Genomic DNA, 15,805 nt, shown 5'->3' with positions numbered 1-15,805 from the left:
ATATAAGAAATCAGTGAATTATTGGAGCCGACCGTGAATCTCGCAAGCTTGCTCGAAACCTGGGGCGATTCAAATGTTTTGGCCATGGCGGGTGCTTTGGTGGGCTTTATTTTTGGCTTCGCGGCCCAACGAACCCGGTTTTGCGCCCGTGCCGCTGTGGTGGAGTGCTGCGAAGGCCGAACCGGCGACCGCTTCAGTGTGTGGTGGTTGGCCTTTGGTGCTTGCTTGGTGGGTTCCCAGGCGCTGGTGCTGATGGGCTGGCTCAAGCCTGTAGATTCGCGCTACATCGGTCCAGCAGGCAGCATTTCTGGCGCGGTGCTGGGCGGCTTGTTGTTTGGCGCGGGCATGATCTTGACGCGGGGTTGTGCCAGCCGTTTGCTGATTTTGTCGGCCAACGGTAATTTGCGTGCCCTGTTGTCGGGCTTGGTGTTTGCCGTCACGGTGCAAGCCAGCATCGCCGGTTGGCTGGCACCGGCCCGTCAGACTTTGGCCAGTTGGTGGCCCATTGACGGTGGGCCTTCGCGAGATTTGTTGCATACCTCGGGCTTGGGGCCTCATGGAGGCATGGTGTTGGCCATGCTGGCCATGGCGCTCGGTTTGTATTTTTTCTTCAAAACTCACCAAAACCGCTGGGGTTTGGCACTCGGGTCAATGGTGGCCGGTTTGAGCATTGCTTTGGGTTGGGGCCTGACGCAAGCCATAGCCTCCCAGTCGTTTGAGGCGGTACAAATTCAGGGATTAAGCTTCAGCGGTGCATCGGCCGAGATGCTGATGCGGGCGCTCTCAAGCAGCACATCCCCCAACTGGGGCTTTGATGCAGGCTTGTTGCCCGCCACTTTTGTGGGCTCTTTGCTGGGTGCCTTGGTGGGGGGAGACTTCAAGTTCGAGGGCTTCAAGACCGAAAACAAGCTCGGCCACTACCTGACGGGTGCGGTGCTCATGGGTTTTGGCGCGGTGTTAGCGGGTGGCTGCACCGTGGGTGCGGGCATGTCTGGGGGTTCGATCTTCTCACTCACCGCCTGGTTGACCCTGATCGCCATCTGGTTGGGCGCAGGCTTGTCTTGGCGCATTCACCGCAGCATGGGCTGGCAGATCTGAAGGCTTGATCCGCGTCAATTGCACCCTACCGGTTAAAGCGTACATTTCATATCAGCAATCACTGATATGAATGGAGAAAACCATGTCGATGGCGCAATGGTTAGAGGCGTATGGGCAAGGCACCGTGCTGGCTGCGGGGGGTGGCCTGCTGGGTTTGTCTTTTGGATTTTTAGCGCAACGCTCTCGCTTTTGTCTGCGGGCAGCGGTCATTGAATTTTGGCACCGCCGCTTTGGCGACAAACTGGCTGTTTGGCTGTTGGCCTTTTCTTCAGCGGTCATTGGCGTGCAGCTGATGGTGCTTTTGGGTTGGCTGGACACAGGCAGTGCGCGGCAGATTTCGGCCAAGGGCAGCATCTCGGGCGCTTTGATTGGCGGTTTGTTGTTTGGCGTGGGCATGGTCATGACACGGGGCTGTGCCAGCCGTTTATTGGTGTTGTCGGCCAATGGTAATTTGCGTGCCCTGCTCTCGGGTTTGATTTTTGCGGTCACGGCCCAAGCGGCTTTGGGCGGGGCCTTGTCGCCCCTGCGCACGCACATCAGCAGCTGGTGGACGGTCGAGGGTGGTGCACCGCGTGACCTGCTGGCACTGGCGGGTATGGACCATTGGGCGGGCCTGGCCATGGGCGGCGTCTGGTTGGCTGCGGCCTTGTTTTTTGCCCTGCGCAGCCCGCAACGCAATGTATGGATGTGGCTGGGCGGCATGGGTACGGGTTTGTCAGTGGCCGCCGCTTGGGGCTTTAGCCAGTGGGTGGCTGCCGAGTCTTTTGACCCGGTTCAGATTCAGGGCCTGACCTTCAGCGGCCCCTCGGCCGAGTGGCTGATGCGCGTGATGCATTGGCCAGCCCCGGATGTGGGCTTTGACTTTGGTCTGATGCCGGGTGTGTTTGTCGGCTCCTTGATCGGAGCGCTGGTTGGCGGCGACTGGAAGCTGGAGGGTTTTTCAGACGGTTACAGCATGCGCCGCTACATCGGTGGCGCGATCTTGATGGGATTTGGATCCATGCTGGCAGGCGGTTGCGCCGTGGGCGCGGGCGTGACGGGTGGGGCCATTTTTGCGCTGACCGCTTGGCTAAGTTTGGTGGGCATGTGGACAGGCGCGGGCCTGACGGACCGCTGGCTGGACGGTGGCGCTTCGGCCAAACCGAACGTCCTGCCTGCTGCTGGCCTCAAGCACCCTTGAGGTGGCCAGCTGGAGCGTGCGTGGAACGCACAGCCCAGAGGCTTTGCCTGGATCAATCGACCTTGGCCCCTGCTTGAAACCAGCGACCAATCAAAGCGCGCTCTTCGTCGGTGATGCCCGTGCTGTTGTTCATGGGCATTTGCTTGGTCACCACCACTTGTTGGTAGACGTTTTGCGCATGTTGCTTGACCAAGGCGGGGTTGTCCAGGCGCACGTTTTTCATTTGCACTTGCTCGCCATGGCACATGGTGCAGCGCTGCTCCAACACGGCTTTGACCTGGGCAAAAGCCACAGGCGCAGCGGGTGCGGCTGAAGCCACGGGCGCAGCGGGCTTTAAGGCCACGATCACGCCCAAAATCATCAGCACCCCTACTGCAGCAAAGGGCCAAGGGTTGGCGGCACGCCCCAAATGGAAGGCGTGGCGCTGCACAAAGAACTGACGAATCAAGGCACCGGCCAACATCATCACAAACAGCAACACCCAACGGTGTTCATGCGTGTACAAAAAGCTGTAGTGGTTGCTGAGCATGGCAAAGATGACCGGCAGCGTGAAATAAGTGTTGTGCACACTGCGTTGCTTGCCGCGCTTGCCGTGGATGGCCAGTGCATTGGCGTCATAGGTTTCACCAGACGTCATGGCCGCCACCACTTTGCGCTGTCCAGGAATGATCCAGAAAAACACGTTGGCGCTCATGGCGGTCGCGATCATGGCACCCACCAGCAAAAAGGCAGCGCGGCCAGCAAACAGCTCATTGGCCAGCCATGCGCAAAATGCCACCACCACGATCATCGAACCCGCAACGATCAACTCGCCATTTTTGCGAAAACCGAACACGCGGCAAATGGTGTCATAGACCAACCAGAACGCCACCAACAGCCCCACAGCGGCCGAGCCAGCCATCACGGGTGACCAGTCCATCAGCGATTTGTCGATCAAAAAAGTGCCTGCGTTGTACAGGTACAGCACCGTGAACAGCGCAAAGCCGCTCAGCCAAGTGGAGTAACTTTCCCAATAAAACCAATGGAGTTTGGTGTGGATGATCTTGGGGGCCACCATGTATTTTTGCGGGTTGTAAAAACCGCCACCATGCACGGCCCACATGGCACCGCCCACGCCTTTTTCGAGCAAGTCGGGCGAGTTGGGCTTTTGCAGGTTGTTGTCCAAAAAGACAAAGTAAAACGAAGAACCAATCCAGGCGATCGCGGTGATGACATGCACCCATCGCAGCAACAAATTGGCCCATTCCAGAAAATACGATTCCATGAAGGATTCTCCAACCGGCTCACCACCGCGGGCCCTGTGAGCGGGTATTCGGTCGCGAACATGAACCCGAGGATTCCTGCGCCGCTGCGACCAGTGCACCGAAGTGTATACAGTTTAAGCTTGGGTTTCCAGTCTTCCCTCTGCACTTGTGCCTAGGGAAAACCAGCAGCACCCCGTCAAAGTGTCTGCAAGAGTTGTGCCGCCACGGCCACAGCAATGACTTCAGGCTCTTTGCCCGTGATGCCCGGCACCCCAATCGGACAGGTGATGTGGGCGATTTCTTCGGCGCTAAAGCCCCGGTCTTCTAACCGGTGGCGAAAGGTGGCCCATTTGGTGGCACTGCCAATCAGCCCTACAAAAGGCAAGTCGTTCCGGGCTCGCTGACGTTTGAGGCACGCCACCACAATGTCCAGGTCCTCGGCATGGCTGAAGCTCATGATCAAGACCCGGCTGCCCGGGGCCAGATCGGACACGGCGGCCTGCACCGGATTGGAGTGCTCACAGTCCACGCCATCAGGCACATCGGTCGGAAAAATTTCGTCGCGGCTGTCCACCCAACGCACAGCAAAGGGCAAAGGGGCCAATGCGTGCACCAAAGCCTTGCCCACATGCCCCCCGCCAAACAGCGCCAACGGGGTGCGCGGGGGCATCAACAAGGTGCGCAAACGTGCCACATCGGCACCACCCACCCGTTCAAAAGCCAAGTTCACCACCCCGCCGCAACACTGCCCCAAACTGGGGCCCAGCACTTGGCGCAGGGTCGTTTGTTCAGTCAGCCCGACCATCAAGCGCCGTGCATGCGCCAAAGCCTGAAACTCCAAATGCCCCCCCCCGATCGTGCCTGCTTCACCTTGTGCAAACACCAACATGTGGGTACCAGGACCTCGGGGCACCGAGCCTTGGGTGGCTTGCACAAGCACCCACACAGCCGCTTCACGGGCCAATCGATCCAACGCTGCCAAGGTCCAGTTCACAAGTATTCCCACATCAAAAAAGGCACTCGCCAAGCCTGGCTGTCAATGCCACAATCCCGGCCAAACCCCGAGTATGCCAAGGAGAAGGATTCAACGATGAAACACATGCAACGACACCAGAGTGCAGACCGAAGCCCCTTGACTCTGACCTTGCTGTCTCTGGGTGCCGCCGCCCTGAGTTGCTTGAGTGGTTGCGGCTCAAGCCCCGCCATCAAACCCGCACCCCAACCAGAAGCACGCCCCAGTGTTCAAGCTCCGCCGGACAAACCCATGGTTGTCCAGCCCAGTGTGGTGGAGCCGCCGCCTGCGAAGCCCGTCCGATCAGCAGCTCGCAATGCCAAAGACTACCGAAGAGAAGCCGCTTCACACCTTTACGCTCAACACAGCCAACACATCTACAAAGGTCGCCTGCCCCCGATGCTGGAGGCCGTTGGCGTGCTCAACGTGGACATCGATCGGCACGGTTCAGTCAAGTCCATCCACTGGATGCGTGCACCCCGCCATGCACCCCAAGTGATGCAACAAATCGAGCGCATGGTCAAAGCCGCTGCACCCTACCCTGTTCCCTACCACATGAGCCAGGTCACCTATACCGATGTGTGGCTGTGGCACAAAAGCGGCAAATTCCAACTCGACACCCTGACCGAAGGTCAGGATTGAGCGCGCACGCCCACCGAAAGACCTGAGAAAGCCGGTACAACTGCAACGGGGGCTTCAAGCCGCCTGTTCTCGCTCGTGGGCCGCGCCGGGCAGCAAAGTCAAAATGAGCGTAGTGGCCACCGAAAAACCCGCCAGCAGCAAGAGCGAGTTGCCAAAGCCCATGGCCTTGACGACCGGCCCCAGGGCCCAGACCGACAAGGAGCTGACCGCAAACGACACGCCCAGGCGCATGCCCGACACGCGCGAGCGCAAGCGGTCGTCCACATAGCGGGCGATCATGAAATCGGTGAACGGAATGGCCCCGAAGATGAACACCATCACCCCAATGAGCGCCGCAAACAACCACCAGCCCTGCGCCTGCGAGGCCAATACCAGCATGGGAATCTGCGCCAAGACCATGAACATGAAAAAGCGTTTGAGCGGAAACCGGTTGATGAGGTGCCCCACCACCACCTGGGCGACTGAGGCCACGGCGTAGACCAGAGCCAGCAAGAGGCCCAAGCTGGCCGGGTCTTCCATGACCCCCTTGAAGCGCTCGGTGATCAAAGGCCCATTGCCGTTGGTGGTGAAGTTGAACAACACACTGCTGGTGACGGCCGCTGCCGTCATGACCACCATGGCCCGCATCAGCAAGGGCGGGGGCAGACTCACCTTGGCCCCGCCCTTGCGCTTGGCGGGCGACGAGACCTCTTGAGGGCAGGCGCGTGCAAACAGCCAGCCGCACAGCAGCGCCACCAAGCCGGGCAAAACAAAGGCCGCACGCCAGCCTTGCCACTGGATCAAAAAGCCGGTGAGCAAGGCGGCCACGGCCACGCCCAGATTGCCTGAGAGACCGTTGAAGCCAATGGTCGCGCCTGGGTTAGCCGAACGCTCAAGCAGCATGGGAATGCCCACCGGGTGGTAAATGGAGGCAAACACACCGATCAGCGTCAGGCACCCAGCCAGCTGCCAAGGCGTTTGCGCGAAGGCCGTGAGGATGGAGGCCGCGCCAATGCCAAAAAAGAAGACCAGCATCATGCTGCGGCGGCCCCACAAATCGCCCAAGCGCCCAGCGGGCAAAGAACCCAGACCGAACATGAAAAACGCACCCGCACCATAAGGCATCAGGTCTTGCCATTGGGCCATGCCCATGTCGAGGGCGATGGTGCTGACCGCCGCCGCAAAAATCAGCAAAAACAAATGGTCCAGCGCGTGCGCGATGTTGAGCAGGCCGCGCACCATGCGGGGGTGGTCGGCGGGTGCTTCGAGCACGGGGGCGGCAGAAGAGGTCAAGGTCGTCATGGTCAATTTCAGCTTTCAGACACAGGCTTATTTACCCGGGCCAGGATGCACCAGCACTGTGCGCTCAAGGCCATTTGAACGCTGTCGCTTTGGTCACAGCGTGACAGCATCAGGCTGCACTCACAACGGCGCGTTGGCTGGGGCTTTGGCGTCCCAGATGTGCGCCCGCCAATACACCGCCATGGCAACCGTGAGCAGCAAGCCCAGGACAGAATACGCACCAGCCGTGGCGGCATAGCCCCAGCGCACAATCAAGGGGCCCGACAGCAGCAAACCCAAAGGCAGGCCCCAGATGGCCAGCATGCGCATGCCCATCACGCGGCCGCGGTAGGCGGGCTCGGTCACGCGCAGCATCACGGCCGCCAGCGGTGTCATGCTCAGGCTTTGTGCCAAGCCCGCCACCCACAGCAAAGCCATGCCCACCCCCAAATGGGTGCTGAAGGCCAGCAGCACATCCACCGCAAACCAAACCGCCCCCGCCAGCACCATCGTTTGCGCGGCGCGAAACGCAAAGCGGTGAGAACTGAGCACCACCGAACCCACCAGCCCGCCAAAGGCAAAGCTCGCCCCCAACCAGCCCAGGCCCGTCTGGTCGGTCAGGTAAATATTTTTGGCCACATAGGGGAGCAAACCCAAAGAAAAGGGAAAGGCCAGCAGGTTGACCAAGAAGGCCAAGGACATGGCCGCCATCAGCACCGGGCGCGTCCACACGTAAGCAAAAGCCTGCTGCAAATCCCGCACGGGCGACACGCGCACGGTGTCACGGGCTGGAGCCGGCACATCCGACACCCCGCGCGAGAGCACAAAGCTGAGTGTGTAAAGCGCCGTGATCAGGGCATAGGCCCAGGTCATGCCCAGCCAAGCAACGACACCGGCACCGGCCAAGGCACCCGCAATGCGGGCTGAATCCGAGGTGATGCGCGAAATGCCCAAAGTGCCCAACAAATGCCGGGGCGGCAAGGTCTGCGCAATCAAGGCGTTGCGCATCATCATGTCAGAGGGGCGCACCAGGCCCGCCAAGGCCGCCATGCACAACACGATCATGGGCGTGAGCGCTTGCAGCCAGGCCAGCAGCATGAAGGTAGCGGCCAAGGCCGCATACAGGGCACGGGACAGGACCAGCATGCGCCGATAACCCAACCTGTCGCCCGCCACACCAAACATGGGTGAGACCAAAGAACCCAGGTACTGCAAGGAGCCAAACACCACCAGCATCATCACCGAGCCGGATTCGACCAGGATGAACCAGCCCAGCACGATGGACTCCATCTCGAAGGCCCAGGAGGTGGCCAGGTCGGCAGGCCACTGAAAGCGGAAACTGCGGACCCGGAACGGGTCTCGCCAGTGCATGGCGGGTGAAGGTTCAGCCGTCGGCGTGGCCTGGCTCACAGCCGTGGCCTTGTGCAGAACAAAGTATGGGTCAACAGCGCACAGCGGCCGGGGCACGGGTGCAGGCCGCTCATGCGCTCAATCCTGCCCGGCGCGAGGCGACTGTGGAGATGTGTCGCTCTTGGCTTGGCGGTCTGGCTGCGCCGCAGGCTCAGCCATGAAACACATCTTCTCGCCATCCCAGCGCTGGCCGCACCAGCACAGGCCTTCGGCGTTGATGATGCAAGTGCCGGTGCCGCAGCACCGTGGATCGTCTGACATGGGCCTGCTCCTGTGGGCTTTTAGGATCAAAGTGACAGGATGCCTGAAACTGTTTCAGGCATCCGGCTCAACCCATCACAACCCTGCAGTGGCCTTGGCTTTTTCGCAAGCCATCAGGATGCGCTCGGGTGTGGCCGGGGCGTCCATGTAGACCACGGCTTTGTGGTCGGCGCTGGCGGCCACCGCGTCGCGCAAGGCGAAGAAGGCCGACAGACCCAACATCAATGGCGGCTCGCCAGTGGCCTTGCTGTTGAACGGTGTGGGCTTCAAGTTGGCGTTGTCGAACAAGCTCACATTGAAGTGTTCTGGGATGTCGCCCGCCACCGGAATTTTGTAAGTGCTGGGGCCGTGGGTGAGCAGCTTGCCCTTCTTGTCCCAAATGCACTCTTCCATGGTGAGCCAGCCCATGCCTTGCACATAGGCGCCTTCAATCTGGCCTTTGTCCAATGCGGGGTTGATGCTGCGGCCCACGTCGTGCACGATGTCCACGGCCTTGAGCCACCACTCGCCGGTGCGGGTGTCGATCTCCACTTCGCTCACGGCAGCGCCGTAGCAGTAGTAATAAAACGCGCGGCCATTCAGGGTCGCAAAGTCATATTTGATTTCGGGCGTCATGTAGAAGCCCGTGACCGACAAGCCCACACGTTCCATGTACGCTTGCTTGGTCACAGCGGCCCACTTCACAGCTTTACCGCCGCCGTGGACTTCGTTGTTCGCGAAAGTCACATCGCCTTCAGCGCAACCCAACATGCGGGCCGCCACGGGCTTCAAGCGCTCGCGCAGCTGCATCGTCGCGTTCATGATGGCCGCGCCGTTGATGTCGGCACCGCTCGAAGCCGAGGTGGCCGACGCGTTGGGCACTTTTTGCGAGTCGGTGGCGGTGATGCGCACATGGTCCACGCTGATGCCCAAGCCATCGGCACAGACTTGCGCCATCTTGGTGTTCAGGCCTTGGCCCATTTCGGTGCCGCCATGGTTGCAGCTGACCGAGCCGTCCATGTAGACCACCAGCAATGCACCGCCCTGGTTCAGGTGAGTCGCGGTGAAGCTGATGCCGAACTTGAGCGGCACCAAGGCCAAACCACGCTTGCGGGTTTTGCTCTTGGCGTTGAAGGCGTGCACGGCGGCACGGCGCTCGGCGTATTTGGATTCCTGCTCCACCTGGTCGATCACCTTGTCACCCACCCAGTCTTCAATGAGCTGGTTGTATTGGGTGGTCATGGTGTCTGGCGAGCCGCTGATGGCCGGGTCTTTGTAGAGGTTGAGCTTGCGCACTTGCAGTGGGTCTTTGCCCAAAGTCATCGCAATCTCGTCCATCACCGTCTCGATGCCAAACATGCCTTGTGGGCCGCCGAAGCCGCGGAAAGCGGTGGCGCTTTGGGTGTTGGTTTTGCAGCGGTGGCTGACCAGCTTGAGCGCGGGCAGGTGGTAGGTGTTGTCGATGTGCAGGCAAGCACGGTCGTTCACCGGGCCTGAATAATCGGTGCTGTAACCGCAGCGCGACATGAGCGTGATGTTGGCGCCCAAAACGCGGCCGTTGTCGTCAAAGCCCACTTCGTAGTCGATGCGGAAATCGTGACGCTTGCCGGTGATGGTCATGTCGTCGTCGCGGTTCACGCGCAGCTTGACCGGCTTTTGCAGCTTGTGCGCGGCCAAGGCGGCGCTTTGGCTGAAGATGCTGGCGTTGCCCTCTTTGCCACCAAAGCCACCACCCATGCGGCGGCAGATCACCTCCACATCGTTGGTGTGAAGGTTCAGGGCGTGGGCGGCTTCGCGCTGGTTGCCGTCGGGGTGCTGGGTCGACACGTACAAGGTCAGCTGGCCGTCTTCTTTGGGCACCGCGTAAGTGATCTGGCCTTCCAGATAGAACTGCTCTTGCTGACCGGTGTTGGTGCTGCCTTTGATTTTGTGGGGCGCGTTGGCAATGGCGGCAGCGGCGTCACCACGCGTGATGCCCTTGGGCGGCATGATGAAGCTGTTGGCGGCCATCGCCTCTTCGATGGTCAAGATGGGCGTGAGTTCTTTCACCAGCACTTTGGCTTTTTTGGCGGCTTCGCGGGCGTAAAGCATTTCACGCGCCACTACCACGGCCACAGCCTGGCCGACAAACTCGACCTTGCCAGCAGCCAAGAACGGATCGTCGTGGATGATGGGGCCGCAATTGTTTTCGCCGGGAATGTCTTTGGCGGTGTAGACCGCCACGACGCCGTGCTCCTTGAGGATGGCTGCGCGGTCAATGCCGTCACCAATCAGCTCGCCATGCGCCACGGGCGACAAGATGAGCGCGGCATACAAAGTGCCCGCGTGCTCAGGGATGTCGTCGATGTAAGTGGCAGATCCGGTCACATGCAGGTGTGCGGACTCGTGCACCAGTTCTTTGCCTTGCTGAACGTCAGAAGCAGGCAACAGGTTTTTGATGGGGGTAGGAGCGTTCATTCAAGCCACCTCTTTCTGTTCTTCAATGAATTCGAGCACCAAGTTGCGGGCGACCAAGGCGCGGTAGGCCCAAGTGGCACGCAGACCGTCGCGGGCGGTGAAGCTGGCGGTAATGGCGGCGTCCAGGTCGGCCGATTTCACGTCGGCAGGCGCACGGCCTTCCAGAACAGCTTCGAGCTTGGGCGCACGGCATGGCGATGGGGCCAGGCCGTTGTAGGCCAGCTTCACACCGCTCAACTTGCCGTCTTTCAGCGTGTAGTTGATGGCCGCGCAGGTGGCCGAGATGTCTTGTTCAAAACGCTTGCTCACTTTGTGGGCGCGGAACACCTGGCCTGCCACGGGCTTGGGCAATTCCACAGCTTCGATGAACTCACCGGGCTCCATCACGTTTTTCTTCATGCCGGTGTAGAAGTTGTCCAGCAGCACCTTGCGGGTCTTGTCGCCACGGCGCAGCACCAAGCTGGCACCCAGCGCCATCAGGCAAGGCATGGTGTCGCCAATCGGCGAGCCGTTGGCGATGTTGCCCGCCAGCGTGGCCGTGGAGCGGATGGGAGGCGAACCAAAGCGGCGCAGCACTTCGGTGAAGTCGGGGTAAGCCTGGGCCACCAGCGCTTCGACTTGCGTGAGCGACACGGCCGCACCAATGCGCCATGCGCTGGTGGTCTCGGTCACTTGGCGCAGCTCTTTGACGTTGCCCAAATACATGATGTGCTCGGGTCGGCTGAACTGCTTGTTGACCTGCAAGCCGATTTCGGTGCTGCCTGCCAAGAGGGTGGTGGTGGGGTTCTTGACCAGGTAGTCGGCCACTTCGGCGAGGGTGGCGGGCGAGACAAACTCATTGCCTTTGCGAGTACGCACCACGGGCTGCACGATGATGTCGCCGTCCAGGCTCAGTGTGGGCACGCTGGCGCGTTTGATTTCTTTGAGCAGCGGCACATCGGCGCTGTCGTCCAGCTTCAAGGCTTCGGGTTTGGCGCAGGCCTTGGTGGCCGAATCGATGATCGGCTTGTAGCCGGTGCAGCGGCACAGGTTGCCACTGAGCGAATCGGTGATCTGCTGGCGGTTGGGCATGGGCAAGACCTGCACCAGGTTCACCAGGCTCATCACGATGCCGGGGGTGCAAAAGCCGCACTGCGAGCCGTGGCACTTGATCATTTCTTCCTGCACCGGGTGCAGCGTGCCGTCGGCTTTTTTCAGGCTCTCGACGGTTTTGACCGATTTGCCGTCCAGCGAAGGCAGCAACTGGATGCAGGCGTTGGTCGCCACATAGTCCACGCCCGTGCCTGCAGCGTTGAGCTCACCCACCATGACCACACAAGCGCCGCAATCGCCTTCGGCGCAGCCCTCTTTGGTGCCGGTGCGGTGCAGTTGCTCACGCAAATAGTCCAGAACGGTGGTGGTGCGGCGCTCGCCTTGGGCTTCGACGATGCGGCCGTCGAGCACAAAGCGCACGGTGTTGGTGACTTGGGTCATGGTGCGGGGGGTGGGGTAAATAAACGGTAAGACCCCCGATTCTAAGGAAGCGCGGGCTGGGATGGCGGGTTTTTAGGGGATTTGTGGGGGTCGCTGGCCGTTTGGCTCGTCCTCCATCTCCTGAAACGGGGGGTTGCAACACCCTGGGTCTTGCCCAAACATCCTGGGTCAAGACAAAGCGCCCGCATTCAATCCGAAGCCGCATCCCCATTGGGGCAAGAAACGGGCACTTTGGCCTCCACCCCATTGCGGTGCACCCAAGGGGCCACGGCGACGTTGGCCCACAAACCTTTTTTGGCGGTGCGGGCCGCTGAGTGCGCCGCTGCATAGGCTTGGCGTTGCCGGATGTCAATTTCGCATTGGTAGGCTTCGTAATACCAAGCCGCACCCGACGCAACCTGGTTCAAATTGACGGGGCTGCAATCAGACTTGAAGACAGTGCCCACCACCCGATCGTAGAAGTCTTTTTGGGCATACGTGACGGTCACGCTCTGGCCCAAAACCATGGCAGCCAAGTTCGCCCTGGACGATGGCCCATAGGCTTGATCCAACTCAGGGGCGTCGATGCTGGCCAGCCGGATCGACTCACCGCCCACGGTGATCGTGTCGCCGTCGTGCACCGATGTAACCGTGCCAGTGATGCGCTGCTTGCCCACGCTCACGCCGCAATGGGTGTTGCCCGATGCAGGCGCAAAACTCGCACCGTCCCCGCCACCGCATGCCGACAGGGCCACTGCAATCATGAACAACAAAGACCTCATCATGGCTGCAGCTTAGCCGAGCCAGGCACGTACGCAAAGCCAAAATAGGGGCGCCCCTCCAAATCATGGTGGCCCAGACCAGTGCTCAAAAATAGTCCAACGCGCCAACAGATGAGCTGACGCTGACTGAGCGCCTAAACTGTCCCCATGCCCAACACTGACTACACCCCTTGGTATGTCTCACCCAAGAGCAAATGCAAACTCTCAGACTTTGACACCGAGCCCCCCGCCAAAGGGCAAGCCTCTGGCAAAGAATTGGAAGAGCACTTGGCAGACATGGGCCAAAAGCTCGACAAACTGCAGAGCACCCTGCACGCAGCGAAAACCCGGGGCTTGTTGGTGGTGTTTCAGGGCATGGACACCGCGGGCAAGGATGGCGTGATCCGCAGCGTTTTCACCCACGTCAGCCCCTTGGGCGTGCGGGCCGAAGCCTTTGGCGTGCCCACCGAGCTGGAAAGCCGCCATGACTTTTTGTGGCGCATCCACGCCAAAGCGCCTGCGCGGGGCGAAATGGTGATTTTTAACCGCAGCCACTACGAAGATGTGCTGGTCACCCGAGTGCGGGGCTTGATTGACGAGGAAACTTGCCAACAACGGTACAACCACATCTTGAACTTCGAATCTTTGCTGCAAGACGCAGGCATCACGGTGTTGAAGTGCTATTTGCACATTTCCAAATCCGAGCAAAAAAAACGCCTGCAAGCCCGGCTGGACGACCCGCGCAAACACTGGAAGTTGCAGCCTTCTGACTTTGACGACCGCGAGCTGTGGCCCCAATTCACCCAAGCCTATGAAGAGGCCCTGAGCGCCACCAGCACACCCGAATCCCCTTGGTATGTGGTGCCCGCCGACTGCAAGCCCTACCGCGACAGCTTCGTGGCCGGGCTGATCGTGCAAACCCTGGAAAACATGAAACTGAAGACACCGAAGCCCAGTTTTGACCTGTCCAAAGTCGAACTGAAATAAGCCCGCCTCAAGTTAAACGGTCTTTAGGCTGTATTTATCGGGGTTGGACCGATCGAACCCCAATTTTGCTGCTGGCCCACGTTCACGCTGCAATGCATGTTGCCCTATGCAGGCGCAAAACTCGCGCCGTCCCCGCCGCCGCATGCCGACAAAGCCACCGCAAGAACGAACAACAAAGACCTCATCATGGCTGCAGCTTAGCCGAGTCAGGCGGTTGAACGAAGCCTCAAAATTCGGTTCATCCAAACTTCAATGGCATTGCGCAGGCTAGTGCTGCGAAACCAAGGGAAAATCTTGCGGCCTGCGAATAGAGCTCACAGACAAGTCCACATCCAGCTGCGGCCAATACAAGTGGTCCGGCGTTGGCCACTCCACAGTTGTCAACTGCTCAACGGTGGCCTGCTTGAACCATGGGAATTGATCAAAAGGCAAAAGCAGTTCCTCATCGCCCAACAGCAGCCAAAAGCCGTGTTTGGACACATTGGTGACTTCAGCCACCGAAGTGGTGATTCCATGCATCTTGAATTTCCTTCAGGTGTGACTCAACCACCGACTGGGCTTCCTTGAGCTGTTTTGTTGACAACCCGGTGGACGTTGAAAGGGCAACCACCGGGGTAAGCCAAAATTTTGCCTCTCCGTCTGGGTGTGCAACATGCACATGAATACGAGGCTCTTCTCTCGAAAAGAAGAACAAACGAAATGCGCCATCGCGAACAACAGTCGGTGCCATCAAAGGACTCTAACGGAACTTACCGAATAAAAGTTGAATTCCAGTCAAACATGACCACAGATCAAACATGTCGTAACTGGTGAAGAAGCAGGCGCAGGGCTAATTGGGGTCTGACCTGCCTCTCGCGAACCTCAAGACCCCCGATAAGTCGAATAACTCCACGGGCTGGCCAGCAGTGGCACATGGTAATGCTGGTCTTCGTGGGCCACGCCGAAGTCGAGGCTGACTTTGTTCAGGAAATTAGGCTCGGGCAATTCCACGCCTTTGGCTTTAAAGTAGTCACTCACATTAAAGACCAAGCGGTAAGTGCCTTTGCGCAGGCTGGCGTGGTCGTAGAGCATGCCGTCGGGGTTGCGGCCGTCGTGGTTGAGGGTGAAGCTTTTGACCAAAGTGGCCTGATCGCCTTGTGTGGTGTAGAGGGCCACCTGCATGCCCGCGGCGGGGCAGCCGTGCATGGTGTCCAGAACGTGTGTGCTCAATCCCATGGTGTGCTCGCTTGTCTTGAATGGGGGTCAAAAAAGGGTGGTTTTGGAAAGGCTTTCAAAAGCCCTTCAAACCGGTCGACCGAAGTGTATACAATTTTGCTTTCGGCGGCTATGATTTGCGCCACCGACACAAAAACACCCGGGTTCACACCCCCAAGGGACCGCGAGACATGGAAACTTCCACCACGCACCACATCGTCGAATCGCTGACCCGCGCCATCGTGGAGCACCGGCTTTTGCCCGGCTCCAAACTGGCCGAGCAAAAGTTGGCCGACCACTTTGGCGTGTCGCGCACGCTGGTGCGTCAGGCGCTGTTTCAGCTGTCGCAAAACCGCTTGATCCGACTCGAACCCGCACGCGGCGCATTTGTAGCCGCCCCCTCGGTTGAAGAAGCGCAACAGGTCTTTGCCGTGCGCCGCATGCTCGAAGCCGAGATGACCCGCGCCTTTGTGCAGCAGGTCACGCCCGAACAAATCGTGACCCTCAAAGAGCACATCAAACAAGAGCGCGAAGCCGTCACGCAGGGCGACATCACGGGGCGCACCGAATTGCTGGGTGACTTTCATGTGCGCATGGCCGAACTCATGAACAACGACGTGCTGGCCCAAGTGCTGGGCGAGTTGATCTCGCGCTGCGCCCTGATCACGCTGATGTACCAATCGCGCAACGAGGCCGAACACTCCACCGACGAGCATGTGGCCTTGGTTGCCGCCCTGGAGGCGAAGGACTCTGATTTGGCCGTTCGCCTGATGCACGAGCACCTGTTGCACGTCGAAGCAAGCCTGACCTTTGACCGCAAAGTGCCCACCCACGACATTTCCCTGGCCTTGGCCTGACCCCCGGAGTA

At 59.8% G+C, this 15,805-nt stretch carries 16 protein-coding genes; 5 read left to right on the top strand and 11 right to left on the bottom strand.

Annotation, left to right across the window (positions count from 1 at the left end):
* Window positions 1-33 precede the first annotated feature (33 nt).
* Together B9Z48_RS01820 and B9Z48_RS01815 are read left to right on the top strand one after the other, a co-directional pair.
* Window positions 34-1,098, top strand: coding sequence for a YeeE/YedE family protein (locus B9Z48_RS01820; protein WP_233260986.1), 1,065 nt, complete (start codon window positions 34-36; stop codon window positions 1,096-1,098).
* 82 nt (window positions 1,099-1,180) lie between these two features.
* A complete protein-coding gene (locus B9Z48_RS01815; protein ID WP_233260985.1) occupies window positions 1,181-2,278 on the top strand; it encodes a YeeE/YedE family protein in 1,098 nt (365 codons plus the stop codon).
* Window positions 2,279-2,330: 52 nt separating this feature from the next.
* On the opposite strand, the gene B9Z48_RS01810 is transcribed toward B9Z48_RS01815, so the two are convergent.
* Both B9Z48_RS01810 and xdhC read right to left on the bottom strand, forming a co-directional pair.
* On the bottom strand, window positions 2,331-3,542 hold the full coding sequence (locus tag B9Z48_RS01810; RefSeq protein WP_108376947.1) for a urate hydroxylase PuuD: 1,212 nt from the start codon (window positions 3,540-3,542) through the stop codon (window positions 2,331-2,333).
* Between the two features lie 176 nt (window positions 3,543-3,718).
* Complete coding sequence (xdhC, locus tag B9Z48_RS01805; protein WP_233260984.1) at window positions 3,719-4,516, bottom strand: xanthine dehydrogenase accessory protein XdhC; 798 nt, start codon at window positions 4,514-4,516, stop codon at window positions 3,719-3,721.
* 96 nt (window positions 4,517-4,612) lie between these two features.
* On the opposite strand from xdhC, the gene B9Z48_RS01800 reads away from it, so the two are divergent.
* Window positions 4,613-5,176 (top strand): hypothetical protein, encoded by a 564-nt coding sequence (locus tag B9Z48_RS01800; RefSeq protein WP_368665907.1) that lies wholly within the window; start codon window positions 4,613-4,615, stop codon window positions 5,174-5,176.
* Between the two features lie 54 nt (window positions 5,177-5,230).
* Here the strand turns inward: B9Z48_RS01800 and B9Z48_RS01795 are convergent, their stop codons facing one another.
* The 6 genes from B9Z48_RS01795 to B9Z48_RS01770 form a co-directional block, all read right to left on the bottom strand.
* Entirely contained in the window at window positions 5,231-6,457 is a 1,227-nt protein-coding gene (locus B9Z48_RS01795) for an MFS transporter (RefSeq protein ID WP_233260983.1), read from the bottom strand.
* Between the two features lie 120 nt (window positions 6,458-6,577).
* Window positions 6,578-7,846 carry an MFS transporter gene (locus tag B9Z48_RS01790; protein WP_199233434.1) on the bottom strand — a complete coding sequence of 423 codons (1,269 nt, stop codon included), beginning with the start codon at window positions 7,844-7,846 and terminating at the stop codon, window positions 6,578-6,580.
* A 78-nt stretch (window positions 7,847-7,924) separates the two neighbouring features.
* Window positions 7,925-8,107, bottom strand: coding sequence for a hypothetical protein (locus B9Z48_RS01785; RefSeq protein WP_108376946.1), 183 nt, complete (start codon window positions 8,105-8,107; stop codon window positions 7,925-7,927).
* Window positions 8,108-8,182: 75 nt separating this feature from the next.
* On the bottom strand, window positions 8,183-10,543 hold the full coding sequence (gene xdhB / locus B9Z48_RS01780; RefSeq protein WP_108376945.1) for a xanthine dehydrogenase molybdopterin binding subunit: 2,361 nt from the start codon (window positions 10,541-10,543) through the stop codon (window positions 8,183-8,185).
* Window positions 10,544-12,016, bottom strand: coding sequence for a xanthine dehydrogenase small subunit (gene xdhA / locus B9Z48_RS01775; RefSeq protein WP_108376944.1), 1,473 nt, complete (start codon window positions 12,014-12,016; stop codon window positions 10,544-10,546).
* Between the two features lie 188 nt (window positions 12,017-12,204).
* Window positions 12,205-12,780 (bottom strand): thermonuclease family protein, encoded by a 576-nt coding sequence (locus tag B9Z48_RS01770; protein ID WP_108376943.1) that lies wholly within the window; start codon window positions 12,778-12,780, stop codon window positions 12,205-12,207.
* Between the two features lie 144 nt (window positions 12,781-12,924).
* Between B9Z48_RS01770 and B9Z48_RS01765 the strand changes: the two genes are divergently transcribed.
* Entirely contained in the window at window positions 12,925-13,743 is an 819-nt protein-coding gene (locus B9Z48_RS01765; protein WP_108376942.1) for a PPK2 family polyphosphate kinase, read from the top strand.
* A 267-nt stretch (window positions 13,744-14,010) separates the two neighbouring features.
* Here the strand turns inward: B9Z48_RS01765 and B9Z48_RS01760 are convergent, their stop codons facing one another.
* The 3 genes from B9Z48_RS01760 to uraH all read right to left on the bottom strand — a co-directional run bounded on the left by B9Z48_RS01760 (window position 14,011) and on the right by uraH (window position 14,958).
* A complete protein-coding gene (locus B9Z48_RS01760) occupies window positions 14,011-14,262 on the bottom strand; it encodes a DUF2442 domain-containing protein (RefSeq protein WP_108376941.1) in 252 nt (83 codons plus the stop codon).
* Window positions 14,234-14,473 carry a DUF4160 domain-containing protein gene (locus B9Z48_RS01755; protein ID WP_108376940.1) on the bottom strand — a complete coding sequence of 80 codons (240 nt, stop codon included), beginning with the start codon at window positions 14,471-14,473 and terminating at the stop codon, window positions 14,234-14,236. The genes B9Z48_RS01760 and B9Z48_RS01755 overlap by 29 nt, the downstream gene beginning before the upstream one ends.
* Before the next feature lie 131 nt (window positions 14,474-14,604).
* A complete protein-coding gene (gene uraH, locus B9Z48_RS01750; protein WP_089952974.1) occupies window positions 14,605-14,958 on the bottom strand; it encodes a hydroxyisourate hydrolase in 354 nt (117 codons plus the stop codon).
* A 170-nt stretch (window positions 14,959-15,128) separates the two neighbouring features.
* On the opposite strand from uraH, the gene B9Z48_RS01745 reads away from it, so the two are divergent.
* Window positions 15,129-15,794, top strand: coding sequence for a GntR family transcriptional regulator (locus B9Z48_RS01745; protein ID WP_089953615.1), 666 nt, complete (start codon window positions 15,129-15,131; stop codon window positions 15,792-15,794).
* Window positions 15,795-15,805: the final 11 nt, after the last annotated feature.

The sequence above is a fragment of the Limnohabitans sp. WS1 genome, from assembly GCF_003063265.1.
Taxonomy (GTDB): Bacteria; Pseudomonadota; Gammaproteobacteria; order Burkholderiales; family Burkholderiaceae_C; genus Limnohabitans_A.
Note: the sequence above shows the minus strand (reverse complement) of the source record. Positions and strands in the feature narration are given on the sequence as shown.